Origin of the sequence: Mesorhizobium sp. M0306, from assembly GCF_040321655.1 — a bacterium.
In the GTDB taxonomy this organism is placed as follows: Bacteria; Pseudomonadota; Alphaproteobacteria; order Rhizobiales; family Rhizobiaceae; genus Mesorhizobium.
This window is the reverse complement of the sequence record NZ_JAMYRY010000010.1, coordinates 169,796-195,991: the sequence shown is the minus strand read 5'-3', so window position 1 is coordinate 195,991 and position 26,196 is coordinate 169,796. Positions and strand designations below refer to the sequence as shown.

At 63.6% G+C, this 26,196-nt stretch carries 26 protein-coding genes; 13 read left to right on the top strand and 13 right to left on the bottom strand.

Going from position 1 to position 26,196, the window contains the following annotated elements:
* Positions 1-4: 4 nt before the first annotated feature.
* Together NKI95_RS17075 and NKI95_RS17070 are read right to left on the bottom strand one after the other, a co-directional pair.
* On the bottom strand, positions 5-1,108 hold the full coding sequence (locus NKI95_RS17075; protein WP_352718236.1) for a glycosyltransferase family 2 protein: 1,104 nt from the start codon (positions 1,106-1,108) through the stop codon (positions 5-7).
* A 2-nt stretch (positions 1,109-1,110) separates the two neighbouring features.
* Positions 1,111-2,304 carry an acyltransferase family protein gene (locus NKI95_RS17070; protein WP_352718234.1) on the bottom strand — a complete coding sequence of 398 codons (1,194 nt, stop codon included), beginning with the start codon at positions 2,302-2,304 and terminating at the stop codon, positions 1,111-1,113.
* A gap of 300 nt (positions 2,305-2,604) precedes the next feature.
* Here NKI95_RS17070 and NKI95_RS17065 point away from each other — a divergent pair, with 300 nt between their 5' ends.
* Positions 2,605-2,808: an ATP-binding cassette domain-containing protein gene (locus tag NKI95_RS17065; RefSeq protein WP_352718232.1), complete on the top strand. Its 204-nt coding sequence runs from the start codon at positions 2,605-2,607 to the stop codon at positions 2,806-2,808.
* A gap of 55 nt (positions 2,809-2,863) precedes the next feature.
* Here the strand turns inward: NKI95_RS17065 and NKI95_RS17060 are convergent, their stop codons facing one another.
* Positions 2,864-4,270: an MFS transporter gene (locus NKI95_RS17060; RefSeq protein WP_352718230.1), complete on the bottom strand. Its 1,407-nt coding sequence runs from the start codon at positions 4,268-4,270 to the stop codon at positions 2,864-2,866.
* 206 nt (positions 4,271-4,476) lie between these two features.
* Here NKI95_RS17060 and NKI95_RS17055 point away from each other — a divergent pair, with 206 nt between their 5' ends.
* Positions 4,477-5,379, top strand: a complete 903-nt coding sequence (locus NKI95_RS17055) for a sigma-70 family RNA polymerase sigma factor (protein ID WP_352718228.1) — start codon at positions 4,477-4,479, stop codon at positions 5,377-5,379.
* 138 nt (positions 5,380-5,517) lie between these two features.
* On the opposite strand, the gene NKI95_RS17050 is transcribed toward NKI95_RS17055, so the two are convergent.
* Positions 5,518-6,720 carry an MFS transporter gene (locus NKI95_RS17050; RefSeq protein ID WP_352718226.1) on the bottom strand — a complete coding sequence of 401 codons (1,203 nt, stop codon included), beginning with the start codon at positions 6,718-6,720 and terminating at the stop codon, positions 5,518-5,520.
* Between the two features lie 217 nt (positions 6,721-6,937).
* Here NKI95_RS17050 and NKI95_RS17045 point away from each other — a divergent pair, with 217 nt between their 5' ends.
* The gene (locus NKI95_RS17045) at positions 6,938-7,360 is read left to right on the top strand and encodes a VOC family protein (protein ID WP_352718224.1); all 423 of its coding nucleotides are present in this window, start codon (positions 6,938-6,940) and stop codon (positions 7,358-7,360) included.
* A gap of 19 nt (positions 7,361-7,379) precedes the next feature.
* Here NKI95_RS17045 and NKI95_RS17040 read toward each other — a convergent pair whose 3' ends face one another.
* Both NKI95_RS17040 and NKI95_RS17035 read right to left on the bottom strand, forming a co-directional pair.
* On the bottom strand, positions 7,380-8,423 hold the full coding sequence (locus NKI95_RS17040) for a hypothetical protein (protein ID WP_352718222.1): 1,044 nt from the start codon (positions 8,421-8,423) through the stop codon (positions 7,380-7,382).
* Positions 8,424-8,595: 172 nt separating this feature from the next.
* Entirely contained in the window at positions 8,596-9,489 is an 894-nt protein-coding gene (locus NKI95_RS17035) for a LysR family transcriptional regulator (RefSeq protein WP_352718220.1), read from the bottom strand.
* A gap of 95 nt (positions 9,490-9,584) precedes the next feature.
* Here NKI95_RS17035 and NKI95_RS17030 point away from each other — a divergent pair, with 95 nt between their 5' ends.
* Both NKI95_RS17030 and NKI95_RS17025 read left to right on the top strand, forming a co-directional pair.
* Positions 9,585-10,334 (top strand): SDR family NAD(P)-dependent oxidoreductase, encoded by a 750-nt coding sequence (locus tag NKI95_RS17030; protein WP_352718218.1) that lies wholly within the window; start codon positions 9,585-9,587, stop codon positions 10,332-10,334.
* Between the two features lie 150 nt (positions 10,335-10,484).
* Positions 10,485-10,868 carry a YybH family protein gene (locus NKI95_RS17025; RefSeq protein WP_352718216.1) on the top strand — a complete coding sequence of 128 codons (384 nt, stop codon included), beginning with the start codon at positions 10,485-10,487 and terminating at the stop codon, positions 10,866-10,868.
* Positions 10,869-10,974: 106 nt separating this feature from the next.
* Here NKI95_RS17025 and NKI95_RS17020 read toward each other — a convergent pair whose 3' ends face one another.
* Complete coding sequence (locus NKI95_RS17020) at positions 10,975-11,436, bottom strand: Lrp/AsnC family transcriptional regulator (protein ID WP_352718214.1); 462 nt, start codon at positions 11,434-11,436, stop codon at positions 10,975-10,977.
* A gap of 159 nt (positions 11,437-11,595) precedes the next feature.
* On the opposite strand from NKI95_RS17020, the gene NKI95_RS17015 reads away from it, so the two are divergent.
* A complete protein-coding gene (locus tag NKI95_RS17015; RefSeq protein ID WP_352718212.1) occupies positions 11,596-12,603 on the top strand; it encodes an ornithine cyclodeaminase family protein in 1,008 nt (335 codons plus the stop codon).
* Positions 12,604-12,683: 80 nt separating this feature from the next.
* Here the strand turns inward: NKI95_RS17015 and NKI95_RS17010 are convergent, their stop codons facing one another.
* The gene (locus NKI95_RS17010) at positions 12,684-13,616 is read right to left on the bottom strand and encodes a dimethylarginine dimethylaminohydrolase family protein (RefSeq protein ID WP_352718210.1); all 933 of its coding nucleotides are present in this window, start codon (positions 13,614-13,616) and stop codon (positions 12,684-12,686) included.
* Between the two features lie 34 nt (positions 13,617-13,650).
* Positions 13,651-15,243, bottom strand: a complete 1,593-nt coding sequence (locus tag NKI95_RS17005) for a zinc-binding metallopeptidase family protein (RefSeq protein ID WP_352718286.1) — start codon at positions 15,241-15,243, stop codon at positions 13,651-13,653.
* A gap of 75 nt (positions 15,244-15,318) precedes the next feature.
* Here NKI95_RS17005 and NKI95_RS17000 point away from each other — a divergent pair, with 75 nt between their 5' ends.
* From NKI95_RS17000 to NKI95_RS16975, 6 genes are all read left to right on the top strand, one after another.
* Positions 15,319-16,206, top strand: coding sequence for a LysR substrate-binding domain-containing protein (locus NKI95_RS17000; RefSeq protein WP_254819437.1), 888 nt, complete (start codon positions 15,319-15,321; stop codon positions 16,204-16,206).
* A gap of 251 nt (positions 16,207-16,457) precedes the next feature.
* Positions 16,458-17,552: an ABC transporter ATP-binding protein gene (locus tag NKI95_RS16995; protein WP_352718208.1), complete on the top strand. Its 1,095-nt coding sequence runs from the start codon at positions 16,458-16,460 to the stop codon at positions 17,550-17,552.
* 67 nt (positions 17,553-17,619) lie between these two features.
* Positions 17,620-18,735, top strand: coding sequence for an ABC transporter substrate-binding protein (locus NKI95_RS16990; RefSeq protein WP_352718206.1), 1,116 nt, complete (start codon positions 17,620-17,622; stop codon positions 18,733-18,735).
* Positions 18,736-18,752: 17 nt separating this feature from the next.
* Complete coding sequence (locus tag NKI95_RS16985; RefSeq protein WP_352718204.1) at positions 18,753-19,586, top strand: ABC transporter permease; 834 nt, start codon at positions 18,753-18,755, stop codon at positions 19,584-19,586.
* 5 nt (positions 19,587-19,591) lie between these two features.
* The gene (locus tag NKI95_RS16980; protein WP_352718202.1) at positions 19,592-20,398 is read left to right on the top strand and encodes an ABC transporter permease; all 807 of its coding nucleotides are present in this window, start codon (positions 19,592-19,594) and stop codon (positions 20,396-20,398) included.
* Between the two features lie 89 nt (positions 20,399-20,487).
* Entirely contained in the window at positions 20,488-20,775 is a 288-nt protein-coding gene (locus tag NKI95_RS16975) for a DUF982 domain-containing protein (RefSeq protein ID WP_352718200.1), read from the top strand.
* Between the two features lie 43 nt (positions 20,776-20,818).
* Here NKI95_RS16975 and NKI95_RS16970 read toward each other — a convergent pair whose 3' ends face one another.
* The 4 genes from NKI95_RS16970 to NKI95_RS16955 form a co-directional block, all read right to left on the bottom strand.
* Positions 20,819-21,127 carry a HigA family addiction module antitoxin gene (locus tag NKI95_RS16970; RefSeq protein WP_352718199.1) on the bottom strand — a complete coding sequence of 103 codons (309 nt, stop codon included), beginning with the start codon at positions 21,125-21,127 and terminating at the stop codon, positions 20,819-20,821.
* Positions 21,128-21,235: 108 nt separating this feature from the next.
* Complete coding sequence (locus tag NKI95_RS16965; RefSeq protein ID WP_352718197.1) at positions 21,236-22,303, bottom strand: glycosyltransferase family 2 protein; 1,068 nt, start codon at positions 22,301-22,303, stop codon at positions 21,236-21,238.
* Between the two features lie 127 nt (positions 22,304-22,430).
* Entirely contained in the window at positions 22,431-22,673 is a 243-nt protein-coding gene (locus NKI95_RS16960; protein WP_352718195.1) for a hypothetical protein, read from the bottom strand.
* A gap of 96 nt (positions 22,674-22,769) precedes the next feature.
* Entirely contained in the window at positions 22,770-24,101 is a 1,332-nt protein-coding gene (locus NKI95_RS16955) for a dicarboxylate/amino acid:cation symporter (protein WP_352718193.1), read from the bottom strand.
* 234 nt (positions 24,102-24,335) lie between these two features.
* On the opposite strand from NKI95_RS16955, the gene NKI95_RS16950 reads away from it, so the two are divergent.
* Positions 24,336-26,195, top strand: coding sequence for a sensor histidine kinase (locus NKI95_RS16950; protein ID WP_352718191.1), 1,860 nt, complete (start codon positions 24,336-24,338; stop codon positions 26,193-26,195).
* Position 26,196 lies beyond the last annotated feature (1 nt).

The following is a 26,196-nucleotide window of genomic DNA, read 5'->3' as shown; positions in this document are numbered from 1 at the left end:
GTTGCTAGCTCAACTCAGGGGAAGGCAAAACCGCCGCGGCCGGCACGGACTGCAGATACCGCGACAGGGCATCCACCTGCCTGGTGACCGACATCGAGGCGAGACTGAAGCGCGGCGCGAAGGCACCGGTGCGAAACACGTACTGCTCGCGGCGCCGGATGAGCTTCCATTTCGCCGTCCGTGTCAGGAATTCGTGCATCAGCAGCGGCTGTCTTTCCCCCGATATCAACTGATAGAGGAAATAGAACAGGTTCAGCGTGCCAGCCTGGTAGCTCGGCCTCGTCTCGGCCGGCAGCCCGGCAATCCTTTCTTCCAGCGCAAGGATCCATTCGGCGGCACGGCGAACCGTGCCCATCGACAGGACCTCACCGATGTCGCGGAGGCCTTGCGTCCCTTGTGCGAGCCCTTCGCGCTCTAGGTTCTCGGCGACGATCTTCAAATGCGTCCTGCGCATTTCGCGCTTGTGCCTGTTGGTCACGCTGTCGTCATGGATACGATAGGCGATCAGACTTTCGGGGATCATGGCCGCCGGGTAGCGGTCGGTCAGCCGCCTGAACAGGTCGAAATCCTCGGCATGCTTGTAGGTCGTGTCATAATATAGAACGTCTTCTTCTATGACATTCCTGTTGTATACCACCGTGGAATGCATGAAGATCGTGAAGAACATCGACAATATCCGCAGGCTATTGTCCTGGAATATCGGATCGGGCGACCCCCTGACGACGCGGTTGCCGAGCAAGGTGTCGAAGCCTGCACCGCACAGCGCAAGGTCAGGCTGCTGGTTAAACAGCGCGACCTGTCGCGACAGGCGCCGGGGATAGGCGATGTCGTCGGCATCCATCCTGGCGACCAGATCGCCGCGGGCCACCGCCAAGCCTTCATTGAGCGTTGCGATCAGGCCACGGTTTTCGCGTGAGATGATCGAGATGCGGCTGTCGGCCTGGCGATATTTCTGCAGGATCTGCAGCGAGTTGTCCGTCGAGCCGTCATTGATGGCGATGACCTCCACACGCTCGTAATCCTGCCGCAGGACGCTGCCCAGCGCGGCGGCGAGGTAAGGTCCCGCATTGTAGATCGGCAGCAGAACTGACACCAAGGGAGCAGCCATGATCAGCTCCGATCGGTTCGTTGCAGCTTGCGTGGCAAGCGTGATGCGCCATCAAGCGGCTTGCCCAGATACGCTCCAGCCGCGAGCCATCCGGCATTGGTCGTGTCGATGCCTGCCGGGAAGCCGGCGCGGTCTCTCCGGGCAACATAGGGGAAGTGGCGTTTGAGGCTGTTGAGCGGCTTCTCGAAAAGCAGCCACGAGACCGAGGCCAGCATGAGCGTCGCCGTTCCCGCCACCAGGAACCGTCCCGGCCCTTGTTCCGAGACGTTGAGCGGGATCCAGGGCTGCGACTTGACGACCAACGCCAGCACTATCGGATGGTAGAGATAGACGCCGTAGCTGATGCGGCCAAGGCCAAGCAGCGGCGGCAGTTCGAGACCTTTTCCGATATAGCCGCCAACGCCTGTCGAACAGCTTGCAACGATGACCACCAGCGGTACGAGAGGCAGGATCTGCAACAGCAGCCAGAGGCCCCATTCCTGCACCGGATTTGCCGGCGCCGGCGCAAACCACTGCAGAACGAAAAACGCCACCGCGAGCCCCGGCCAGCCAGCTCGAAGCCATTGCGGCAAGCCGGCAGCTCTTGACCGATAGGCGGCAAGCAGCGCACCGGACGCCAATGCGTCCATTGACGCCGGCGGCAGCAGGTCGCGTGCCAAACCGGGCGTTCCAGCGATCGGCCAATAAAACCGATAGGCCAGCGACAGCACGATAACGCCAATGCAGATCGATTCCAGGCGCCGGCGCGGCGCCAGCAGGACGATCAGCGGCCAGGCGATGTAGAACTGCTCCTCGATGCTCAGGCTCCAGAAATGGCAGAGCAGCCAGGGCGTCCATTCATTCTGCGCTGCGTACCAGAAATTCGACAGATAGAGCGCATGCCAGACCAGCGATCCTCTGGACTGCTCCAGGTCCACCAGCCAGACAAAACCCAGCACGGCGAAATAGGGCGGGAATATCCGCAGCGCTCGCCTGATATAGAAGGATTTCAGCGCCGGTCCGGTTTCGAATTCGGCGGCCGCTCTGGCTTCCAGCAGCAGTCGCGTGATCAGAAAGCCGCTCAGCACGAAGAACAGACGCACGCCGATATGGCCCCAGAACGAGGACCCGCCGACCGCGAAGAAGTGGGCGTACAGCACCATCGTCACGGCGATGGCCCTCAGCGCGTCCAATTGGGTGTCGCGCGCATTTCCCATTAGCGGCGTACGCCGGCGGGACGGCGAAACTGCCAATCGGTCAACATGGCGGCGTCGTTCACGGCGCATTTCCAATCGGAAGCGCCCCCCTCACGCAGAATAGGGCCACCATTGTGCAACGCAACACAAAAAGTTGACACATTTGAAACAGGAACGTGAGGCGCGGCTAATAGAGGCTCAAAAACTGCAGGAAACAGCCTGAATTGTCCATTTCTGACGGTTTTTGGCGCCCTACCTTGGCCTGCCGATATCAGGTCGAATGTGCTGCGATGCAGCAAGCTTGCCGTCATCACAGAACGCGTGAAGCTCATCCGTTCGATCGCCGCCAGCGGCACCGGCGTCATCCTCGTCACACACGATCTCTCCACGGTGCGGGCGCTGGCCGACAGGATCGTGGTTCTCAGCCTTGGACGCGTGGCCTATGACGGATCCGCCAGGCACCTTAGCGCCGACCAGCTGTGGAGCCTCATGGCGAGCGGCGCCCTCGCGTCCGCCGGGCAGTAGAAGGCGTGGACCCGCTTCGCGGCACCCACTCACACGCAAGCTTCCCGCCTCTGAGCTACGCCTCCTTGCTGGCATTCGCGAGCCCCACTGTGCGACGCTCCGGGAGCCCCATTCCGACGAGTGCACCGGCGAGCGAGAACAGGGCGGAGACGTCGATTGCCGAGGTGAAACCATCGCTGAAGGCATGTGTAGACGCGAAGCTTCCGGTCCCGGCGAACACCGCACCGGCGATCGCGATCCCCGACACACCGCCCAGAAAGCGGAATGTGTTGAATGTGCCGGCAGCCTTACCGACTTCCGGCCGCGCGACCGCATTGAGAACCGCATTCTGCGCGGCAGGCATGGCCATCGATACGCCGGCACCGGTAATGATCAGCGGGGCGACTAGCTGGATATAGGGCAGATCAGGTGCTGCGATCTGCGCCAGCCAAGCCATTCCGGCTGCCTGCAGGATCAATCCGGCCACGACAAGCCAGCGCTCGCCGACGCGATTGATCAGGCTGCCGGCGATCGGTGCAACTACAAAAAGCGTGGCGGTCCAGGGCAGCAATCCCATGCCGGCGCCGAGCGGCCCACGGCTCTGGGAAAACTGCAGAAACTGCGGCAACAGGAATACGAGGCCGTACATGGCGGCGCAGAGCAGGAAGTTCGCACCTACGCCCGAGGAGAATGCGCGCGCCCGAAAGAACCGCAAAGGCAGCATGGGCTCACGGGTACGCAGCTGCCAAAGGACGAATGCGATGGCGAGAAGCAGCCCGGCCGCCAGCGCCGTCAGCACTTCAGAGCTGCTCCAGCCCACGATGTTGCCGCGCATCAGACCCCAGACCACTCCAAATGCCGCCGCAGTTACCAGCACGACGCCGAGGACATCGATTGCCGTGCCCGGCCCGTGGCTCTCCGGAATCCGACGCATCACCAGCGGGATGAGAACGATGCCGACCGGAACATTGAGCCAGAAGATCCAGTGCCAGGAGAGGCCTTCGGAGATCGCACCGCCCGCCATCGGACCGATGATCAGGGCCAGGCCGGTGATGCTGCTGAATATCCCCAGCGCCTTGCCTCGTTCCTCCGGAGGAAAGGCGACGCTCAGAAGCGCCATTGCCAACGGCATGACCATTGCGGCACCCGCGCCCTGAACCGCGCGGGCGGCGATCAGCAATCCGGCATTTCCAGCGAGCGCGCAGGCAACGGACGCTGCGACGAACAGCGCCAATCCGGCGATGAAGATGCGGCGTCGGCCAAACCTGTCACCGAGCGCCGCCCCGGTCATGAGCAGGACGGCAAAACTCAAATTGTAGGCGTTCATCGTCCATTGCAGCGTCTCCAGCGAGGCATCGAGTTCGACCCTCATCGTACTCAATGCGGTCGCCACGACCATCGCATCGAGAACGACCATTAAGGATCCTATCGACGTGAGGGCGAGAACCCAGACCTTCGTTGATGCCGCACTTTGCTTGCTCATGACTATGGATGCCTCCGGCTTGAACAGAGGGCCCGCCAGGGTTCGCGGGCCCACGATGCAGAGACGCGGAGGCACCACCAAAGGATTCCAGCTAAGGAAAGTTTTTTCGACCGAATCCTTTTGCCATCGTCGAGCGTCTATAGGACGCTGCGCCCGATGGCGGGCGCCTCTGCCTGGGAGATACGTATGAAGTCGACCCTTGTGCGATGACCGGATCCGCACCCGGCACGCCAGAAGGACGGGAGCCATTTGACCGGCTGCTCGGCGAATTGCGGCCGAAACTGCACCGCTATTGCGCCCGCATGACCGGTTCGGTGATCGATGCCGAGGATGTCGTCCAGGAAGCTACGGTCAAGGCGCTCGAGGCGTTCCCCGGGACCGGGCCGATAGCCAATGTCGAGGGCTGGCTGTTCCGCATCGCGCACAATGCAGCGCTCGACCACCTACGCCGTCGCGCCAGGATGGATGCCGCGCATGCCATCGAGGATATCAACATGATACCTGACCCCGGCATGTCGGCCGAGGGTCGACACACTGCAGCCGCAAGCCTGCAGACCTTCATGCGCCTGCCCGCGGCGCAGCGTAGCAGCGTCATCCTCATGGATGTGCTCGGCTATACGATCGAAGAAATCGGCAACATTATCGACAGCAGCGTTCCGGCGGTGAAGGCCGCACTTCATCGCGGCCGTCTGCGCCTGCGCGAGGTCGCCGGCGAGCCTGACGATAGGCCAGTGCCGTTGTTGGCCGAGCCCGAGCGGGCGCGTCTGGCAGCCTATGTAGAGCGGTTCAACGCCCGCGACTTCGATGCGATCCGCGACATGCTGGCCGAGGACGTGCGGCTTGACCTCGTCAACCGGCTGCGGGCGAGCGGCCGCACGAAAGTGGGCCGGTACTTCCACAATTGCGCGGGTATCCACGATTGGCGGCTGCTTCCAGGCCTGGTGGATCGGCGCCCAGCCATTCTGGTGATCGACCCGGACGACTCGGCCGGAGGGCCAAGATACTTTATCCTGCTGGAATGGGCGGGCGACAGATTGGCGAGAATTCGCGATTTCCGCTACGCGCGCTACACGCTTGATGGCGCCGAGGTGGTGGCCCTGCAAGCATAGCAATTCTCTTTCCAGAATATCGAACCGAGCACGGGCCAGCCAGCTTCCTTGGAAACGCACCAGCTATTTTGGATCGCGGCCGCTTGCCATTCAAGCGGCCGCCCTTTTCCGCCGATCCAGCTTTCCGCCGATCCAGCTTTAGGCCGGTTGCAACTCCCTGCGCGGCAGCGGCGGGAAGGCGATCGCAATCGCCATCGCGCCAAGCCCGACAAGGGCCGAGCCGATGAACAACCAGGAATAGCTGGCATAGGCATCGAACACCATGCCGCCGGCGAGCGGGCCGAAAGCCATGCCGAGGCTGGACAGCATGGTTACCGCACCGAACACCGTGCCGAGGATGCGCTGGCCGAAATATTCGCGCGCCAGCACCGCATAGAGCGGCATGACGCCGCCATAGGTGGCGCCGAAGATGACGGCGAGCGTGTAGAATTGACCAAGCTCGCTGACTGCAAGATAGGCTGCGATGACCACGGCCTGTATGGCCAGCCCGGTGATCAGCACCGGCTTGACGCCCAGCCGATCGGCAAGCACGCCGTAAAGCAGCCGGCCACCCAGCCCTGCCAGGCCCTCGATGCTGTAGATGCTGACCGCCGCCATCGGCGCTATGCCGCACAGCATGGCATAGCTCACCATGTGGAAGATCGGCCCGGAATGCGCTGCGCAGCAGGCAAAGAAGGTCAGTCCCAACACGATGAATTGCGGCGAGCGCAGCGCCTGCGGAACCGTCATGCCGGCACCCCCGGCGGCAACGCTTGGGGCAGCGCCGTCGGCAGCGGGCTTGGGCGGCTGGCGCACCAGAAGCGCGGCCGGCAGTAGCAGCACCCACGCCGTGATGCCGATGTCGAACATTGCGGTGCGCCAGTCGTAGGCCGAAATCAGCCAGCGGGCGAAGGGCGAGATGGTCATTGGCGCCACGCCCATGCCGGCCGAGACCAGCGAGACCGCAAGGCTGCGGTTCGTGTCGAACCAGGCGGAGGTCAGCGCGATCATCGGCGCGAAGAAGGCGCTTGCCGCGAGGCCGACGAGCACGCCGTAGGCCAACTGGAAAACGAGCAGCGAACCGGTGCGGCTGGCCAGCACCAGCGCCAGGCCGAGCAGCACGGCGCCGGTCATGACGACGATGCGGGCGCCGAAACGGTCGTAAATGGCGCCCCAGGCGAAGCCGCCGAGGCCCATCACCAGGAAGTTCAGCGTCATCGCGCTCGATATGCCGGCGCGCGACCATTGTGTGTCGAGCGCCATCGGTTCGAGGAAGATCGCCAGCGAGAACATCGCCCCGAGGGCGACACAGGTCATCAGCGCGCCAGCCGCGACGATAACCCAACGATAGGGAAGGCTCATTTCAATTTTCTCCCATGCCGGAAGCGTTGATACGGCACGACCTTTTCGAGCTTCGCCGAGCCGCTTGCGTCCGAAGGACGTTGGACAACTTTTGAATCCGACAATCCGGTTGCATTTTTTATCCAGTCAGGAAATTGCGCCGCTCAATTGTTCCATTCCATTGACCGTGCATCGACCTGAGCTAGATTTCCAGCCTGGCGATCAGGAGCTATCGGGCATGGAACTTCATCGCGGCCGTCTCATCGACCACATCCAGTTGGTGGTCAGGGATCTTCCGGCCAGCCGGCGCTTTTACGAGGCGGTTCTCAACGTGCTCGGCGTACCGATCGGTGGCGCCGGCAATGATTATTTCTGGGCCGACGAGCTGTTCATCTCCAGCCCCGACAGCCCGGCAGCCCAGGGAAAGCTGACCGGCCGCCATCACCTTGCCTTCCAGGCAAAGGACCGTGCGATGGTCGATGCCTTCTACAAGGCCGGGCTTGAGGCCGACGGCACCGACAATGGTGCGCCGGGCGAGCGGCAGCACTATCACCCCGGTTACTATGCCGCCTTCCTGCTCGATCCCGACGGCAACAATATCGAGGCCGTCCACCACGGCCCGGCCAGCCGCAGCGCCGAGTCGGTGAAGATCACGTTCTAGTCTGCGCGGCAGGGCTCAATTATGGTGTGCTGACGAGAGTTGTGGGTTCCGGTGCAGCAGGGAGGGTTTGTGCGGGATTGTAATCGTAAAGGTCGACGGCGACAGGAAAGGGGAACTCCCAGCCGGTGTCAGGGTAGTGTCGGACCAGCTTCATCAGCCTGTGATTGTGCTGAGTGACCCAGAGCTCTGCCGCGGCAGTATAGGGGAAGCTGTGCCACGTCGCCGAATAGTGAAGGAGCTTTCCCAAGACGGATGAGTCTTCGCCCATCAACTTGCAGGATGTGAATTTCGGGCCCATGCGGTCCATGATCGAAAAGTACGGCTGACCGTGCGCCAGCCATTTGTCCGAGAAAGAATATTTCGTGTAAGAATTATCTTTGACGACACGAAATGCATAGAAGGGCTTCAGCGATCCGTCGTCCTTCACCTGGTATGTCATGGTTGAATAATGCGGCGGGCGATTTCGTTGTCGATAGGCATTGTTAACGTCAAGGCATGACGGATCAGGCCGTGGCCTTTCGCCGGCTGACGGCGCTGAAGCACCGACATTTGTTGCGTTGTAGTCGTAAATCTCGAGGGCCACGGCAAAGGGAAGCTCCCAGAGACTGTCCGGGTAGCGTCGAAGCATTTTCATCAGCCGGCGATTGTCTTTGGCGACCCATAGCTCCGTCGCGGCGGTATAGGGGAATTTGTGCCATGTAGCCGAATAGTGAAGGAGCTTTCCTTTCTTCCCCAGCAATTTGCAAGACGTGAATTTTGGGCCCATGCGGTCCATAATCGAAAAGTACGGTTTGCCGTGTAGGAGCCATGTGTCGGACAAGGAATATTTCGTGTAGTAATTGTCGTCGACGACACGCAAAGCCTGGTAAGGCTTCAGCGATCCATCGTCCTTCACCTGGTATGTCGTGATTGAATATTGCGCGGGCCGATTGCTTTGGCTGTATGCTTTATTCACTTCAGAGCACGTGGGATCCGGCCGTGGCTTTTCGTCGGCCCGCGCCGCCGAAACACAGACAATGATCGCGAGCGAAATTGCGATGACGTAGCCAGGAAGTCTCATCATTGTCGGCCCACGCAGATAAAGATGTTTGGAGCTGTAACTTGCTATTTACACGGTCGCCTGTCTGCGCACTAGCGGTGCATTCAACCCGTCGCTTCGAACACCAACAGATAACGGCTCGGTTGCATCCATCGACCCGCTGCGTGAACCCGAAATATCCTACGGATGCCCTGCGCTATCGCGCCAACGCCGTCATCCGCCCCGCCAGGAAGTCGACGAACAGCCGCGCCCGGACCGGCAGCTGCCGCCCGTAGGCATGGACGATGTGCACCGGCATGGTCGGCATCGCCACCTCGGGCAGGATGCGCACAAGGCGGCCCGTGTCGAGATCGTCCTGCACGGCAAACCGCATCAGATGCGCGATGCCGGCGCCGGCAAGTGCCGCATTGCGGATGGCACCGCCGTCGTCGGTGTCTAACCGGCCAACCGGCACGATCACCGCGCCGTCGGCAAACGTGACCGGATAAGGCCGGCCGGCCATCTGGTGGCGGACGAAATCATGATCCCGTAGGTCCTCGACCGATGCCGGACGGCCGCGCCGCTCGACATAGGCCGGCGAGGCCACCAGCACGATCGGCAGATTGGCGATCTTGCGGGCAACCAGCCCGGTGTCCGACAGCGCCCCCATGCGCACGGCAACATCATAGCCTTCGCGGATCAGATCGGCGTGGCGGTCGGTGACGCTGAGCTCGAGTTTCACTTCGCCATGCTGCGCAAGGAACGCCTGCGCCCATGTCGCGATCAGGCCGCGACCGAGTTCGACCGGCGCTGTAACGCGCAGCAGGCCGCGCGCCGTATCGGCCATCTGGACGATGTCTTCGGCATCGTCCAGCGCCCTGAGCAGCGGCGCCACCCGCTCGTAATAGGCGAGGCCTTCGCTGGTGAGCCCGAGCCGACGCGTCGAGCGCTGGATCAGCCTGACGCCGAGCCGGCGCTCGAGCCGCGCCACGCTTTTCGACACCGCCGACGGGCTGGAGCCGACCAGCCGGCTGGCGGCATGGAAAGAGCCGGCATCGACGGTTCGGACAAAGGCGACGAGACCGGCGGTCTTTTCGAGGATAGTGGTCATTCCGGAATTCCAGGCACGAAAGAACGGAGCGTAGGCATCCTAATACGCTTTTTGATCACCATTAGATACCGCTCATCGTCCCAAAGGAGAGATTGATGAGCAAGCTGAACGGCAAGGTCGCCATCGTCACCGGCGCATCCAAGGGTATCGGCGCCGCCATTGCCAAGAGATTTGCCACGGCCGGCGCCGCGGTGATCGTCAACTACGCCTCGTCGCGAGAAGGCGCCGAGCGGATCGTCGCCGAGATCGAGAACCGTGGCGGCCGCGCCGTCGCCGTCCAGGGCGACGTATCGCAATCGGCCCACGTACGCCGCCTGTTCGAGGCGGCAATATCGGCGTTTGGCGGGCTCGATATACTGGTCAACAATGCCGGCGTCTTCGCATTCGAGCCGCTGGAAGCGGTGACGGAGGCCGAGTTTCACCGTGAGTTCGACACCAATGTGTTGGGCATCATTCTGACCACGCAAGAAGCAGTGAGCCATTTTGGCCCGGGCGGCGGCAGCATCATCAACATAAGCTCGGTCGCCAGCCGCAATCCGCAGCCGAACTCGCTCGTCTATGCCGCCACCAAGGGTGCGGTGGACACGATCACTTTATCGATGTCGCAGGAGCTCGGCGCCCGCAACATCCGCGTCAACGCCATCGCGCCCGGCGGCGTCGATACCGAAGGCCTCGCGCGCATCGGCATCGTCGGCAGCCAATTCGAGAAGCAGATTATTGCCATGACGCCGCTCGGCCGCTTCGGCCTGCCCGACGACGTCGCCCGCGTCGCGGTGTTCCTCGCTTCCGACGAAGCGTCATGGCTGACCGGCGAGCGCATCACCGCCTCGGGCGGCTGGCGGTAGGCATGGACGCGCGAACCTGCCGCTTCGCGGACCATGCCCACGCCGCGCGACTCACTGCAATCGATGACGGGAGCGATCCAAGCCCTATGTTTCGGCGAGGGAGGAGCGCCGTGCGCTATCGATGACGACGCAATGCCAGGGAGGTAACGGATGACGGGCGACGAAAAAGCAATCCGAAAGCTGGTCGAGACGTGGATGGATGCGAGCAAGCGTGGAGACATCGCGACCGTCCTCAGCTTGATGACGGACGACGCGATCTTCATGGTTCCCGGCAGGGAACCCTTCGACAAGGAGATCTTCGCGGCCGCCGCGCAGGAGACGGCCGGCGTTCATATCGACGGCACGAGCGATATCGTGGAACTACAGATTCTCGGCAATTGGGCCTTCATCCGCAGCCGCATCGACATGACCGCGACCCCGCCGAATGGGGAGCCGGTCCATCGATCGGGATATGCGCTGACGCTTCTGCGCAAGGAGGCGGACGGTGAGTGGCGGCTCGCGCGCGACGCAAACTTGCTGACCGCGCAAGGCTAGAGCCGGTCTCCGGCATCTCTGCACCGGAAGGCGCGCCAGGGGGAGCGATAAGGTGGCGAAGATGCGTTCAAGGTCGCCCTGAACAGCATTCCCCTCCTCCATCTGATCACACCGGCAAGAGGGCATTCGGCTTGACATCTGCGATGGAGGCGAAAGTGTGTGTTTCGCGCACGCCGGGCAGAGGCAGAATAACCCGCTGCAGGAAATCCTGGAACACCGCCATTTCAGCGATCCGCGCCTTGACCAGATAATCGAAACCGCCAACCACCATATGGCACTCCAGAACCTCCGGAGCTTTCGCCACGGCTTCGGCGAAGCGGTCAAAGACATGCGGCGCCGTGTGGTCAAGCCTGACCTCGATGAACACCAGCGTTCCCCTGCCGACCTTGCGCGGATCGAGCACAGCCCTGACAGCGGTGATGAACCCGTCGCGGAACAGGCGCTTAACCCGCTGGCTGGTTCCGGTCGGAGACAGCCCGACACGCCCGGCCAGATCAAGCGTCGTCCGGCGTCCGTCTTCCTGGAGCAACCTGAGCAGGCTGCGGTCTATCTGGTCGAGATCGCTCATTTCACAATCCACGCTATCTCAGAGGTTTTTATGCTGGTTTAACGCAGAGACGCCGAAATCAACGTATTTTATCACATAAAATCTCGCAATAGCCTGCGTTTCCGGCACCCACTCAAAGCAGATGTGGTGAGCCGATTTCGACGAACACAGGAGTGCAGGATGACCAAGGAAGCGTTCAGCCCAGCCGGCAAGAGTGCGGCGGAAATCAGCAAGGGAGCGACCGAGATCCTGGTGCTGAGCGAAGCCGACGTGATGGCGTGCATCGACCTCAGCCAGCTTCTCGATGTTCTGGAAGACGGCTTCAAGGCGCTGTCACAAGGTAAGGTCGTCAATCCACCCCGACCACAGCTCGACATCCCCGGAGCCGGCTATAGCCTCGCCATGCCGGCCTGGATGGAGGACATGAACCTGACCGTCAAGATCGTCAATGTCTTCGAAGGCAACCTGGCCAAGAACCTGCCCAGCCATCTCGCCACCATCAGCCTGTTCGATCCGCTGTCCGGCCTGCCGGTCTGCATCATGGACGGCACCTTCATAACCGCGGTGCGAACCTCCGGCTCCGCCGTGCTGTCGGTGCGCGCGCTTGCCCGCCGGGATGCCAGGATAGCGACAGTGATCGGCGCCGGCGTGCAGGCCAACCAGCACCTGCATCTGTTGCCGCTGGTGCGCGACTTTGCCGAAATCCGGGTCGCTTCGAAGAGCTTCGACGATGCGGCAGCACTTGCCCGGCTGCATCCGTCGGTGGTGGCGGTCGCCGACCTCGAGGCGGCGGTGCGCAGTTCCGACGTGGTGTGCCTGGCGACCCACTCCTACCAGCCGGTGATCGACGCAGGCTGGGTCCAGCCGGGCACGCATGTCTCGTCGGTCGGGGTGGCGCCGCCCGGCGGAGAAATGCCGATCGAGCTCATCGGCAAATCCAGTCTTTTTGTCGAAACCAAGGATGCGTTCAAACCGACCCCGGTCGGTTCTTGCGAGCTTGCCGGCTTCGACCCGGATTTCGGCACCGAGCTTGGCGCCATGCTGCTCGACCGCGCGCCGGGTCGCGTTTCGAATCAACAAATCACCACCTACAAGGCGATGGGCATTGCGATGGAAGACATGGTCGCCGCCGATCTCGCCTATCGTTGCGCCAAGCGTCTGCGCAAGGGAAAGCTCATCGTGCTGTAGGCGCGTGCCGCGAGCCGGGCGGGATCGACCTTCCTGACAATGGCCCCCTTCGCGGAAGCGGCCGGGCTAAAGGCGGCCTCTCAGGCCGGCTCGCGCTTCAGCGCTTGCGCCAAGCAGTGGATGCCGCCGCCGGTCTTCGAGATCTCGCTCATATCGACCGCCGCGACCTCGAAGCCGCGCGCCTTGAGCTGACCGATCAGCGTCTGGCTGGACGTCGGCGCGATCACCCGGTCCTTGCCCAGCGACATGAAGTTGCAGCCGAGCGCCATCGTGTCCTGGAACGGCACGTCGATGATCTCGTGGCCCTTGCCCTTCAGCCAATCGACGATGCCCGGCTCCGTGCAGGCAAGGCAGACGGCGGTCAGCTTTTCGGCGATCGGCACCACCATGAGGTCGATATGGACGTAATATTCGTCGATGAAGGCGATGCGGGTCTCCCAGCCCTCCTTGTCGAACCAGGCCTGCACCTGGCGCGCACCCTCCTCCTGCGTGCGGGCGCCGCCGCAGCCGATCAGCACCACGCCGTCCTCGATGACATTGAAGTCGCCGCCTTCGAAGGTGCCGGCGGTGACCATGTCGTAGATCGGGATGCCGAGCTTCTCATAGGTGCGGATCGCCGCGTAGTTCTCGCCGCGCCGCCACCACTGGGCCATGGCGGTGATGATGGCGCCGTAGGGCGTCATGACGCTGGAATCGCGCGAATAGACCTGCATCGGCAGCTCCGGCGTCGGCTCGTGCCAGTGGATGTTGACGCCGAAATGCTCATAGGCGGCGGCCAGGTCCTTGTGCTGCGCCTGCGCGATCTGGACGTTGCAAGGCGCCTCGCGCAGATGTTTTCGCGACAGCGAGCTGGTCGAGAGATGGCGCAGGAAATTCGGCGAGCCGAGCAGCACGTCGGTCAGCACATCGGTCTCGTTGGCGAAGCCCCAGGCGGTCAGCGGCTTGGTGCCGCCGGCCGGGTTGCGGCGCTGCAGCGAAAACGGCTCGGCGACGATGCGGTCATGGACGGTCATGGGGTTCTCCTCGTGAAGGGGGCGGCTTGGTTAATCATGCGGCTTGGTTGCTTGGTATCCACCAATCCCGTCCGCGCGGGGTGGTGACATATTCCGGCCAGCGAAATCCAATCGGCGGCTCGTAGTCGCAGAGCGGCGCAATCCAGCTCGTGCCGCTGATCCCCCCGCCGGTGCGGGCGACGAATTCGTCCATCGCCGCCTCGCGCGCAGCCTCGTCTTCCAACAGGCGAAGTGTTGCCAGCGCGACCGTCTTTGCGGCGCAGATGACCATCGGGTCGATGGTCGCGGGAATGCCGCCCAGCGCGTTCATCGCCCAGGCCGGATAGGCGTGACCATTCTCCGAGCGCAGCGCCGGCCGGGCGACGTAGACCCTTGCCGTCGGCGTATGCCACGAAATGTCGGTGTAGTCGTCTGAAGTCGAATTGAGCTGCGATGGCGGCAGGTCGCGACGCAGCAGCGCCTCGGCCGCCTGCGGCGCAATCAGCCGCTCCAGTTCATCGATGAATGGTTCCTCGGTCGCCTCGCCGCCGGCATTGACCTGGATTTCTCGGGCGATCGCCTTGGCCGTCTCGTCCCAGCGCGGCGGCCCGACAGCCGCCAGCGCGTCGAAGGCAATGCCGGCCATGACATGATTGGCCAGCCCCGGCCGCGACTTCGACACCCAGTGCCGCTCATGGCGGCAGCCGCTCATCCTGGCGGCGGCCTCCGCATTGCGGTCGAGCATGGCGGTCACCTGCTCGGCCATCGCAACCGTCGGCACGCGGATCATATACTGGATCTCGGCCAGCCCGGCCGGCAGATTGTCGGCGGTCGCCTGCCCGGCGGTCAGGATCGCCTCGCTGATCGACCAGCCGCCCTGATGCGGCAGCATGGAATCGCGCAGCGCCTTGGACGCCATGTACATCATCATGAGCGCGTCATTGGCGCCGGGCGCCCTGACCGCCGAATGCGCCTGCGGGATGGGCGCTGCGTTGCCTGCCGCCCTCGCCCAGTGTTCCGGCTCGTCGCAGATGAAGCGGTAGATCATCGCATAGGCCGCCCCGCAATGCGTGTCCCAGCGCGCCGTGTTGCACAGCGGCAGCATGTAGAAGGGATGGAAGGAGATCATGCCCGCCTGCCCATCGTAATAGCCCTTCGCGGCATGGATCGGCTTCGATCCCCTCACCTTCTCCGCCGGCTCGCCGGTGAAGCGCAGCGTGCCTGATATGCCGTGGCGCTGCATTGCCGCCTTGGTCGCCAGCAGCCCGCCGAGGCTGGCAATGCCGAGGCCGGAATGCGGATCGGTGTGGCCGCCGGCCTGTTCGCCGAGGCCCGGACGCGGTCGCTTCACCGTCGCCGCATCCTGGCAATTGCCTGGCACCGCGTCGTACTCGGCATACATGCCGATCGTCGGGCCGGTCCCATTGGTCCAGTGGGCGCAGAAGGCGGTCGGCATGCCGCCCGAGCCTTCCTCGACCGAAAAGCCTTCGTGCTTCAACTGCTCCACATACCAGGCCGCCGACTGGTATTCGCGCCAGGCGGTCTCGCCGAAGTCGAAGATGGTCCGCGTCCACGCCGACAGCGACGGCTGGATGTCGTCCAGACAGGCAAGCGCGGTCGCTTGCGCCGAGGTCACCGGTTTCTCCATGGCGGAAAGAAAGCAGTGAAGCGCCCCGCCAAAAAGTGATATGTTTTCCCGGCTCATGCAAATTCGGTTCACCTCTTGCGAATTCCCTCCACTCAAGCGCTGCGCGCCCTCGACAGTTTTGCCCGCCATGGCAGCGTCTGGCGCGCCGCCGACGAACTGCATCTGACCCGCAGTGCCGTCAGTCATCAATTGCGCCTGCTCGAGCGCGATCTCGGCTTCGACCTGCTCGAGCGCATCGGTAAGGGCGTGGCGCTCACCCCGCGCGGCCAGCGCTATGCCAGCGATGTGCGCAAGGCGCTGACGGTGCTGGGTGACGCGGTGACGCGCCATGCCGGCACCGGCGTCGGCGGCTCGTTCAGTGTCAGCTGCACGCCGGGTTTCGCCTCGCTGTTCCTGTGCACCCATATCGGCGAGTTCCGGCAGATGTACCCCGATGTCGCGCTGCGCATCCTGACGCCGCGGCGTCTCGATGATGTCAGCAACGCCGAGGCCGACGCCTTCATCGCCTTCGGTGTCGGCAACTGGCCGAACCGCGCGGTCGAGCTGTTGTGCGAAATCTCGTTCACGCCGCTGTGCAGCCCCACCCTGCTCAACAAGATCGGCGGCTTCTCCAAGCCGGCAGACGTGCTGCGCGCCAATCTCCTGCATCTCGGTGACACCGAGGACTGGGCGCGCTGGCTGGCCCTGTCCAAGGTCGAGAACCCCGACCCGGAAGGCGGCATCTTCTTTTCCGACATGAACCTGGTCTTTTCGGCGGCGATCGCCGGCCAGGGTATCGCCATGGGCGACGAGCTGACCAGCGGCCGGGCACTGAGCGAAGGCCGGCTGGTCCGCCCCTTCGACATAGCGATCAATTCCCCGCGCTCGTATTTTCTGGTTTCCGAGCACGCCAAGGCGGCGCATCCGGTGCTGGAGGCGTTTGGGCGGTGGCTGAGGTCGAAGCTGTCGGAGAACCAGCGTTAATCTCCCCCTCGAGGGGGAGATGGCCGCGAAGCGGCCAGAGGGGGTCGGTCCAACTGGGCTCGGCCTGCTGCTGCAGAGGAGGTTGGCACTTCAAGCGAAGCGACCCCCTCTGTCGCCTTCGGCGACATCTCCCCCTCGAGGGGGGAGATTGGCGCATAGATGAATCAAATTTGCCGGTCAGGCGAAAACTATTCGGTTGCGGTGAGCCGCCGCCCTGCCTACGATTTCGCCTACGCTAAGGAAAGGGCAGGATGCAGCAACCCGGCCGGGCCGCAGAGATCAAGGCAATCGGGATCGGCAAGAGCTTCGGCTCGTTCCGTGCGTTGGACGATCTGACGCTCGAAATCGGCCGTGGCGAGTTCCTCACCCTGCTCGGCCCCTCCGGTTCCGGCAAGACCACCTTCCTGATGATCCTTGCCGGCTTCATTCAGCCGACCGACGGTCGCCTTTACAGCGACGGCGTCGATATCACAGAGCGGCCGGCCGAGCAGCGCGCCGCCGGCATGGTGTTCCAGGGCTACGCGCTGTTCCCGCATATGAGCGTCGAGGCCAACATTGCCTTCCCACTCAAGGTGCGCAAGAAATCGGCGGCCGAGATCAAGCGCCGCGTCGGCGAAATGATCGAGCGCGTCGGGCTCAAGGGCCACGAGAAGAAACTGCCGTCGCAATTGTCCGGTGGCCAGCAGCAGCGGGTCGCGCTGGCGCGGGCGCTGGTGTTCGAGCCTGGTGTGCTTTTGCTCGACGAGCCGTTTTCGGCGCTCGACAAGGGCCTGCGCGGGCAGATGCAGGCCGAGATGAAGCGGCTGCACCAGGAGACCGGCACCACCTTCGTCTTCGTCACCCATGACCAGAACGAGGCGCTGGCGTTGTCGTCGCGCGTCGCCATCTTCAACCATGGCAAATTGCTGCAGGTCGGCGCACCGGACGAGGTCTACGACCGGCCGGACAACCGCTTCGTCGCCGAGTTCCTCGGCGAGATCAACATGCTGCCGCTGAAGGGCGTGCGCCCGGCCGACAATGGCTCGACGGGCGTCTGCGAAGACCGCGCCATCAGCATGCGCTGCAAGGCCGAGAAGGTCCGTGGCGACGCCATCCTGGCGATCCGGCCCGAATACATGTCGATCGCGCCGGAAGCGGCAGCGGGCGAGAACGGCATTGCCGCAACTGCCGTCGCCTCGACCTATCTTGGCGCTGCGACGCGGCTCGATCTGACGACGCGCCAGGGCGCCAAGGTGACGGTGTCGGTGCCGAACGAGGTCGCCGCCTCCGCACTCAGCAAGGGCAATTCCGTCTGGCTGACATGGCCGGCGGAAAAGGGTTTCCTCCTTCCGGACGGAGGACAATGACGATCAGCGTGGCGAATTCGCCACGCTGACTTTCGGGAAATATCAACGACAAAAAAGGGGAACTGACATGACAAACCAAACCAAGAAAAATTCCATCGAGGCGCTATCCGCCAGGGCAGTGCGCGGCGAGATCTCGCGCCGGCAGTTCACGCAGCTGGCAGGGCTGGTGCTGGCCGGCACGCCGATGCTGCTGCGCTCGACCGGCGCCTTTGCCGCGGCGAAGGAACTGGTGCTGGTCAACTGGGGCGGCGACGCCATCACCGCCTATGATGCGGCTTACGGCCAGGCCTTCACCAAGGAGACCGGCATTGTCGTCAAGATGGACGGCTCCGGCCCGACCGAAGGTGCGATCGCAGCGCAGTTCAAGAGCGGCGCGCCGACCTGGGACCTGGTCGACGTCGATCCGTTCTCGGCCATCACGCTCGGCGCCCAAGGCATGCTCGAGCCGATCGATTATGCGATCGTCGACAAGAAGAAGATGCGCGAGGGCTTCGGCTGGGAATACGCCGCCTCGACCTATTTCTTCTCCTACGTCATCGCCTACGATGCCGAGAAATACGGCAGCCAGGCACCGACCGGCATGGCCGATTTCTTCGACGTGGCAAAATTCCCCGGCAAGCGCTCGCTCTACAAATGGGGCGTGTCGAGCTGGGAAGCGGCACTGCTTGCCGACGGCATCGCGCCGGCCTCGCTCTACCCGCTCGACCTCAAGCGCGCGCATGACAAGATCGCCGCCTTCAAGGAGAACGTCGTCGCCTATTGGGGTGGCGGCGCCGAAAGCCAGAGCGTGCTGCTCAATGGCGAGGCGTCGATGGCCGTCGTCTGGTCGACCCGGGCTTCGCTGATCGAGCAGGATTCCGGCGGCAAAATCAAGTTCATCTGGGACCAGGGCCTGATCTCGCCCGGCGCGCTCGCCGTGCTCAAGGGCAATCCCGGCGGCAAGGACGCGGCAATGAAGTTCATCGCCAGCACCCAGGACCCGGAGAAGGAACTCATCATGTTCGAAAAGCTCGGCCAGGGTCCGGCCAACCCGGCCGCCGACGCGCTGATCCCCGCCGACAAGAAGCGCATCAACCCCGTCGATCCCGAGAACATGAAGAAGCAGATCCCGCTCGACATGGATTGGTACGCCAAGAACTACGGGGCGGCACTCGACGAATACACGAAGATCATCTCCGCCTGACAAGCCGGGATAACCGGATGAGAGCATACCTCTCCGACAGGATGGGCGCGGCGCTGTTGATGACGCCGCTGCTCCTCTTTCTTGTGCTGGCTTACGCCTGGCCATTCCTCGGCGTGGTCAAATGGAGTTTTACGCTGCCCACGCCGGGGCTGGGGCAGTACAATGCGGTGCTCACGGATCAGTTGGTGCAGTCGGTCTTCATCCGCACGCTGCGTATCGCCGCGATCGTGACGATCGTTTCGGTTGCCGCCGCCTACGCCATCACCGTTGTCTGGGTGCGCGGCACGCCGGTGCAGCGCGTCGTGGCCGAGTTCTGCATCCTGGTGCCGTTCTGGATCTCGGTGCTGACCCGCGCCTTCGGCTGGGTGGCGCTTTTGTCCAATCGCGGCCTGATCAACACCTGGCTGCAGGCGGTCGGCTTCATCTCGGAGCCGCTGGCGCTGGTGCGCAACGAGTTCGGCGTTATCGTCGGCATGACGCATTTCCTCATCCCCTTCGCCGTGTTTCCGCTGGCCTCATCGATGCGCAGCCTCGACGACCGCGTGCTGCTTGCCGCGCGCGGCCTCGGCTCCAGCCGCATGCGCACCTTCTGGTCGGTATTCGTGCCGATGACCCGCTCCGGCATCATCGGCTCGGCGCTGATCGTCTTCGTCTTTTCGCTCGGCTTCTTCGTCACGCCGGCAATCCTCGGCGGCGGCCGCAGCGTGATGATCGCCGAGTTGATCTATCTCCGCATCTTCCAGAGCCCAGACTGGGGCCTGGGCGCCGCGATCAGCGTTGTGCTGGTGCTGTTCGTCGGCGCGCTGATGGCGCTGCTTTTCCGCTATATCAGACCAAAGCAGTTGGTGTAGCGCGAATGCCGACCTACCGCCCCGGTCCCGTCTCGCTGATCCTCGCCGCCCTGGTCGCGCTGTTCCTGCTGTTGCCGCTGCTCGCCGTCATCCCGGTATCGCTGACCCCGAGCCGCATGCTGGCGATGCCGTCCGGCGAATTGTCGCTGCGCCATTACCGGGCGCTGATCGAGGATCCGCGCTGGATCAATTCGATCCTGCTCTCGATCAGGATCGGCGTCGCCAGCAGCGCCTTTTCCACGGTGCTGGCGCTGTGCTTCAGCCTCGGCGTCTGGATGTTCCAGCCGCGCTTCACCGCAGCATTGGTCGGCTTCGTGCTGCTGCCGATGGTGGTACCGCCGGTGGTCTCGGCGATCACGCTCTACTTCCTGCTGACCTCGATCTCGGGTGTCTCGTCGTTCTTCGGCTATGACACCTGGCTGGGTGTCGCCATGGCGCATGCGGTGATGACTGTGCCCTTCGCCACGGTGCTGATCCTGGTGTCGCTCAGCCAGCTCGACCGCCGCATCGATCTTGCCGCGCGCGGCCTCGGCGCCACCGTGTGGGAGCGTGCCACCCGCATCATCATGCCCAACATCAAGTTCGGCATCGTCACCGCGGCACTGCTCTCCTTCGTGCTGTCCTGGGAAGAGATCGGCGTCACCCTGTTCATCACCTCGGTCAACGCCATCACGCTGCCGCGCTTGATGTGGATGGGCCTGCGCGACAACATCGACCCGGCGATCGCCGCACTCTCGGTGATCCTGATCGTCATCACGGTGCTGGTGCTTGTGGCGCGCAGCGTCGTGGTCAGGCTGCGCGAGGCGCAGTGAGGGCCGCCTCACGCCGTGGTGACTGGCACAAATGAAACCTTGCGCTACGATTTTCGTTATAGGTAGTTCAACACGTCGAAGGCTCCGCCATGAACCAAGGATGGTTTTCCAAGCCGGTTGCGGTTGCGGTCGGCATCGTGGGAGATATCCGCAACATTTCCAACGCACGGCAGGCTGTCGAATTACTGGAAGCCCACTGGCGTGACGCCGGCAGCGCCAAACACGGCTTGGCACTGCGCACATGCCGTCGCGCCATGAGCGACGACCGCTGGACCGAAGCCGCCAGGGACGCGTTCGTCGAGGCCGCGCGGGAGGCGCACGTCCTGGTCGAGCGAGCCGTCGAACCGGAGGGCCGATCCCGGCAGCAGGGGCCGTGATCGATTTGTGAGAGCCTCGGTGGTTCGGCCGATCTATTCCATCTCAGGCAGCATGCAGCCTTGGAATGGAACTGACGTCGACCTCGCGCTCCGCGTGCCACGCATCGTAAGCGGCCTGCATCCTGAGCCAGATCGCGGCGCCGTCGCCGAACATCTTTCCAAGGCGCGCCGCGACGGCCGGCGACACCGGCTTCTTTTCGCGGGTGATATCGTAAAGCTGCTGGCGCGAGATTCCGAGCAGATTGGCGATTTCCACCTTGGTCTTGCCGGTTGCCGGGATAATGTCGTCGAGCAACGCCCCGGGGTGGGATGGACAGCGCTCCATCGGACGCATCGGCTCGTAACAGGTCATGGGCTGGTTGTCCTTTGGTTTGGATCACCATGTTCCACAATGATATTGTTCGCAATCCAGCCGGGTTGCAGACTTGGCAGAATACCTGGCGGAGTCGCTTCGTAGCGCCTATCCCATCGCATGGCGGATTCTCTTGGACAGGCGGCTCAAAAATGCCGGCCTCGACGACGCGTCAAGCTTCCACGTCAGCACCGCCGTGGCCATTTTCCGCGGCAACACCCCGACCGACAGGAACCAGGCGGCAAGGATTGCGCGCCGCCGCAGGGATGCGGTCATTTCGAGGCTGGCGACGGCACCGGCCGCCCCGAGCGCCAGCCGGGAATCGTCGGCTACGGGGTGTCGGTCTCTGTCCGCGCAAAGCGACGCCAGCCGCTCTTCCAGGTGGACCGGATCGTGGCGGACGGCATCCGACGGCACGATGGTCAGGCCGATCCCGGAGGCCTGGTCGGACAGCGCCTGCATGCGGCGGAAATCGTGGGTTACCCGCCAGCGTGCCCGCTCGGCGAGCTTTTCACCGAAGACCGAATGGTTGGCGCCATGGATCCGGTAGGCGCCGAGGCATTCGTCGATCGATTGGACGTGCCCGTACATAGGCGCCAGCGTTGCAAGATAGCCGTCGGCGCCCTGGCGGAACTCCGGCTCCGGGATGGGCATGATCGATTCCAGCGTTGCGCGGTCGAACGCCAACCCGCTGGTCACGGTCGTCTGATAGCGGCCTTTGTGCAGCAATTTCGGCATCACGTCGCCGCTGTCGAAAGGCAGTTCGGGCGGCGGAAAGACATCTTTGATGCGTTGCCCCTCGTCGACAATATGCAGTCTGGACTGGACCTGAGCGGTTGCCTCGTCCCAGGTGTCGACAATGGTGGAGACGGCGGTTGGATAAAGATAATCGTCGGCGTCGAGGAACAGGACGATCTTGCCCGAGCTCGCCGCAAAGCCGGTGTTGAACGCCGCCGCGTGTCCGCCATTTTGTGCTCGCGGGCATGCGAGTATCTCGTCGCGATAGGATTCCATGATCGTCGTGGAATTGTCCTGCGATGCATCGTCGACGACGATGACCTCGACATCCGCGTAGTCCTGATCGAGGGCGCTGTCGATGCTGCGTTTGAGGAACCGCGCATAGTTGTAGTTCGGGATGATGATGGATACCGGAATCCTGTTTTGGACAGACTGCATCGCGTTTGACCTCGCATCTTGCTTTGGTTCGGCAAAGGCCCTCATGGCCTGCCCCCTCTTCAAGCGCCCTCTTGGCGCGCAACGAGTTCCCCGGGGAAAAAGCTTGCGCTTTCCACGAGGAGACGGGTCACGTTTCGCTTTGCGACTTCGTATTGAGGCCGCCATTGCCTTCGAGGCCTGCTGCCATGGTCAGGGTCGGCGGCAGCAAAAGCTCCGACGATTTCGGCAAGGATGAGTCGCAACCGAGCCCGACGGAAATGTCTCGCCTCGCGATCAGGTCGGGAGCGAAGCGGACGGGTGCCATGAAGGCATGGCGGATACTGGCCTTCAAATGCGGCTGGAACAAGCCCCGCGTCGAAAACAGGGCCACTTCAGGTTGCGTTCAGGCGGCATGCCGCGACCGCCGGTGCTTTTGCCCCGGAGCCGGCGAACCGGCTCCGGGCTTACAGTCATGTGGCCTAAACAGTCAGGCGGCCTGCAACCCCGGCATCGACAGGTCGACTTCCTCCGGCAAGTCGCCAGCCATGGCGGCGGCAAACTTCGTCTGGTCGAGTTCTCCCTCCCAGCGCGCCACCACCACCGTCGCCACCGCATTGCCGATGAAGTTGGTCAGCGCCCGGCACTCCGACATGAAGCGGTCGACGCCGAGGATCAGCGCCATGCCGGCGACCGGCACGGTGGGTACGACCGAGAGCGTCGCCGCCAGGGTGATGAAGCCGGCGCCGGTGATGCCGGCGGCACCCTTGGAGCTCAGCATGGCGACGGCGAGCAGCAAGATCTGGTCGCCGTAGGTGAGCGGCGTGTCGGTCGCCTGCGCGATGAACAGCGCCGCCAGCGTCATGTAGATGTTGGTGCCGTCGAGATTGAAGGAATAGCCGGTCGGGATGACCAGGCCGACCACCGAGCGGTTGCAGCCGGCGCGCTCCATCTTGGCCATCAGGCCCGGCAATGCCGCTTCCGAGGACGAAGTGCCGAGCACCAGCAGCAGTTCTTCCTTGATGTAGCGGATCAGCGCCAGGATCGAGAAGCCGTTGTAGCGGGCGACCGCGCCGAGCACCACCAGCACGAACAGCAGCGCGGTCAGGTAGAACGTGCCGATCAGCATGGCGAGATTGGCGATCGAGCCGATGCCGTATTTGCCGATGGTGAAGGCCATGGCGCCGAAGGCGCCGATCGGCGCGGCCTTCATCAGGATGGCGACGAGGCGGAAGATCGGCGTGGTCAGCGCCTGCAGGAAATCGACGACCGGACGGCCGCGATCGCCGACCAGCGCCAGGGCGACACCGAACAGCACCGAGAAGAACAGCACCTGCAGGATGTCGCCCTGCGCGAAGGCGCCGGTGATGGTGTCGGGGATGATGTTCATCAGGAAGCCGACGATGGTTGTGTCGTGCGCCTTCTCGGCATAGGCCGTCACCTTGGTGGTATCGAGCGTGACCGGATTGATGTGCATGCCGGCGCCGGGCTGGACGACATTGGAGACGACCAGGCCGACGACCAGCGCCAGCGTCGAGAACACCAGGAAATAGATCATCGCCTTGCCGGCGACGCGGCCGACCTTCTGCAAGTCGGAAACGCCGGCGATACCGGTCGCCACCGTCAGGAAGATCACCGGCGCGATCACCATCTTCACCAGCTTGATGAAGGCGTCGCCGAACGGCTTCATCGCCTCGCCGGTTTCCGGATAGAAATGGCCGAGCAGCACGCCGGCGGCGATCGCCGCCAGCACCTGCACATAAAGATGCCGGTATAAGGGAAGTTTGCCGCGCGGCTCGGCGGCAGCGATTGCTGTCTGCATGACGTCCTCCATGGCGCCCCGATCGAAAGCTCGACTCCCCGGGGCAGTTGTTTGACCAGCAGCCTCGCGACTGCTGAATTCGTTTCTGCAACAGCCGTGCCAGATACGCAGAAGAGTTTTCATCATTGATTTTGTTGAGCATTCGCAAACGTCCGCACTGCTGGACACCTGGCCAAGTGCGACTCTCCGCATAGGTCGAATTGTGTTTTGTGCGAGTTCATGCACAAATGGGCGATGCTGCAACGCCCCGCCGGTGCCTTGTCTTCGACGCCCGAGCAACTCGCCAGGCGCGCGCGCCGAGCCTGGTTGCTGTTTGCGGCCGTCGCCCTGCTGATGGTCACGGCAGCGCTCCACGGCGCCGGCCTTTACGGCCGCACCGCCGAGGTCGGAACCCTGGCGGCGCAGGGGCGTACCGACGCCAATCTGAAGGTCGCGCTGCTGCGCGCCGTGCTCGAAAGCCCGCGCGCCCTACCCCTGCTTTTGTCCGCAGACCAGCAAGTGCGTGACGCGCTGTCGCAGGAAAATGCCGCGGCAATCGATGTGCTGAACCGCAAGCTCGAGGGGCTGGTCTCCGGCACCAAGGCGTCGGTGCTCTATGTCATCGGCACCGACGGACTGGCGATCGCCTCCAGCAACTGGCGCGAGCCGATCAGCTTCGTCGGCAATGACTACCGTTTTCGCGATTATTTCTCCGGCGCAATGCAGGCCGGAACCGCCGAATATTTTGCACTCGGCAATGTCAGCAAGCGTCCCGGCCTCTACATTTCGCGGCGCGTCGGCGACACAGGCGCACCGCTCGGCGTCGTCGTCGTCAAGATGGAGTTCGACCAGCTCGAAGCCGACTGGCGCGAGGCGAACCGCCCGGCTTATGTCAGCGACGAGAATGGTGTCGTGCTGATCACCAGCGTGCCGTCCTGGCGCTTCATGACAACCGCACAGCTGGCCGCTCCCAAGCAGGCCGCAATTCGCGACAGCCAACAGTTCGGCGACGCGCCGCTTGTGCCGTTGCCGATCATGCACCCGCAGGCGCTCAGCCCGGATGTGTCCATCGTCCACGCGGTGACGCCGGGCGGCAGCGACGCGGAGTATCTCAGCCTTTCCACGCCGGTCCCTTCGACCCCATGGCGGCTCGACTATCTCGTCCCGGTCGAAGCGCCGATCGCCGCCGCCGTCCGCGAAATGCGTCTCCTTGCGCTCGGCGTCGTCGTCCCGCTGCTCGGCTTGGCCGCCTATCTGTTGTGGCGCCGGCAGTCGGCGCAGATGCGGATTGCCGCCGAACAGGCGGCGCGCACCGAGCTCGAACGCCGCGTCGTCGAACGCACCGAGGATCTGAGCCAAGCCCGCGACCGGTTGCAGGCCGAGATCACCGGCCACCGCAACACGGAGGCAAAACTCCAAGTGGTGCAGCAGGATCTGGTCCAGGCCAACCGCCTCGCCATCCTCGGCCAGGTCGCCGCCGGCGTCGCCCACGAGATCAACCAGCCGGTCGCCACCATCCGTGCCTATGCCGACAACGCCCGCACCTTCCTCGACCGCAAGCAGACCGGGCCGGCCGAGGAAAACCTCGGTGCCATCGCAGCCCTTACCGAACGCATCGGCTCGATCACCGAGGAGTTGAAGGCATTTGCCCGCAAGGGCCGCACAGCCGCCGAGCCTGTCGAATTGCGCGGTGTCATCGAGGGCGCCGTCATGCTGTTGAGAAGCCGCTTTGCCGGCCGGCTCGACGCATTGGCCATCGACCTGCCGCCGCCGAGCCTCAAGGTCATGGGCAATCGGGTCCGGCTCGAACAGGTGCTGATCAACCTCTTCCAGAACGCGCTCGAAGCCCTCGACGGCCGCAACGACGCTCATGTGCAGGTATCGGTCGAAGAGACCGCGGACGGCGTGACGGTCGCCGTGTCCGACAACGGACCGGGCATTCCGCCAGGGATCCTCAAATCGCTGTTCACGCCGTTCAACACTTCCAAGGAAAAAGGCCTTGGCCTTGGCCTCGTCATCTCGAAGGACATCGTCGCCGATTATGGCGGCCGCGTCGACGTTTCGAGCGACGACAGCGGCACCCGCTTCACCATTCATCTCCAGACAGCAGCGTAAG

Bases quoted from the DNA above. Each gene is read 5' to 3' on its own strand.
- NKI95_RS17075 (WP_352718236.1), bottom strand. From the start codon at position 1,108: ATGGCTGCTCCCTTGGTGTCAGTTCTGCTGCCGATCTACAATGCGGGA.
- NKI95_RS17070 (WP_352718234.1), bottom strand. From the start codon at position 2,304: ATGGGAAATGCGCGCGACACCCAATTGGACGCGCTGAGGGCCATCGCC.
- NKI95_RS17060 (WP_352718230.1), bottom strand. From the start codon at position 4,270: ATGAGCAAGCAAAGTGCGGCATCAACGAAGGTCTGGGTTCTCGCCCTC.
- NKI95_RS17055 (WP_352718228.1), top strand. From the start codon at position 4,477: ATGACCGGATCCGCACCCGGCACGCCAGAAGGACGGGAGCCATTTGAC.
- NKI95_RS17050 (WP_352718226.1), bottom strand. From the start codon at position 6,720: ATGAGCCTTCCCTATCGTTGGGTTATCGTCGCGGCTGGCGCGCTGATG.
- NKI95_RS17045 (WP_352718224.1), top strand. From the start codon at position 6,938: ATGGAACTTCATCGCGGCCGTCTCATCGACCACATCCAGTTGGTGGTC.
- NKI95_RS17040 (WP_352718222.1), bottom strand. From the start codon at position 8,423: ATGATGAGACTTCCTGGCTACGTCATCGCAATTTCGCTCGCGATCATT.
- NKI95_RS17035 (WP_352718220.1), bottom strand. From the start codon at position 9,489: ATGACCACTATCCTCGAAAAGACCGCCGGTCTCGTCGCCTTTGTCCGA.
- NKI95_RS17030 (WP_352718218.1), top strand. From the start codon at position 9,585: ATGAGCAAGCTGAACGGCAAGGTCGCCATCGTCACCGGCGCATCCAAG.
- NKI95_RS17025 (WP_352718216.1), top strand. From the start codon at position 10,485: ATGACGGGCGACGAAAAAGCAATCCGAAAGCTGGTCGAGACGTGGATG.
- NKI95_RS17020 (WP_352718214.1), bottom strand. From the start codon at position 11,436: ATGAGCGATCTCGACCAGATAGACCGCAGCCTGCTCAGGTTGCTCCAG.
- NKI95_RS17015 (WP_352718212.1), top strand. From the start codon at position 11,596: ATGACCAAGGAAGCGTTCAGCCCAGCCGGCAAGAGTGCGGCGGAAATC.
- NKI95_RS17010 (WP_352718210.1), bottom strand. From the start codon at position 13,616: ATGACCGTCCATGACCGCATCGTCGCCGAGCCGTTTTCGCTGCAGCGC.
- NKI95_RS17005 (WP_352718286.1), bottom strand. From the start codon at position 15,243: ATGGAGAAACCGGTGACCTCGGCGCAAGCGACCGCGCTTGCCTGTCTG.
- NKI95_RS16995 (WP_352718208.1), top strand. From the start codon at position 16,458: ATGCAGCAACCCGGCCGGGCCGCAGAGATCAAGGCAATCGGGATCGGC.
- NKI95_RS16990 (WP_352718206.1), top strand. From the start codon at position 17,620: ATGACAAACCAAACCAAGAAAAATTCCATCGAGGCGCTATCCGCCAGG.
- NKI95_RS16985 (WP_352718204.1), top strand. From the start codon at position 18,753: ATGAGAGCATACCTCTCCGACAGGATGGGCGCGGCGCTGTTGATGACG.
- NKI95_RS16980 (WP_352718202.1), top strand. From the start codon at position 19,592: ATGCCGACCTACCGCCCCGGTCCCGTCTCGCTGATCCTCGCCGCCCTG.
- NKI95_RS16975 (WP_352718200.1), top strand. From the start codon at position 20,488: ATGAACCAAGGATGGTTTTCCAAGCCGGTTGCGGTTGCGGTCGGCATC.
- NKI95_RS16970 (WP_352718199.1), bottom strand. From the start codon at position 21,127: ATGACCTGTTACGAGCCGATGCGTCCGATGGAGCGCTGTCCATCCCAC.
- NKI95_RS16965 (WP_352718197.1), bottom strand. From the start codon at position 22,303: ATGCAGTCTGTCCAAAACAGGATTCCGGTATCCATCATCATCCCGAAC.
- NKI95_RS16955 (WP_352718193.1), bottom strand. From the start codon at position 24,101: ATGCAGACAGCAATCGCTGCCGCCGAGCCGCGCGGCAAACTTCCCTTA.
- NKI95_RS16950 (WP_352718191.1), top strand. From the start codon at position 24,336: ATGCTGCAACGCCCCGCCGGTGCCTTGTCTTCGACGCCCGAGCAACTC.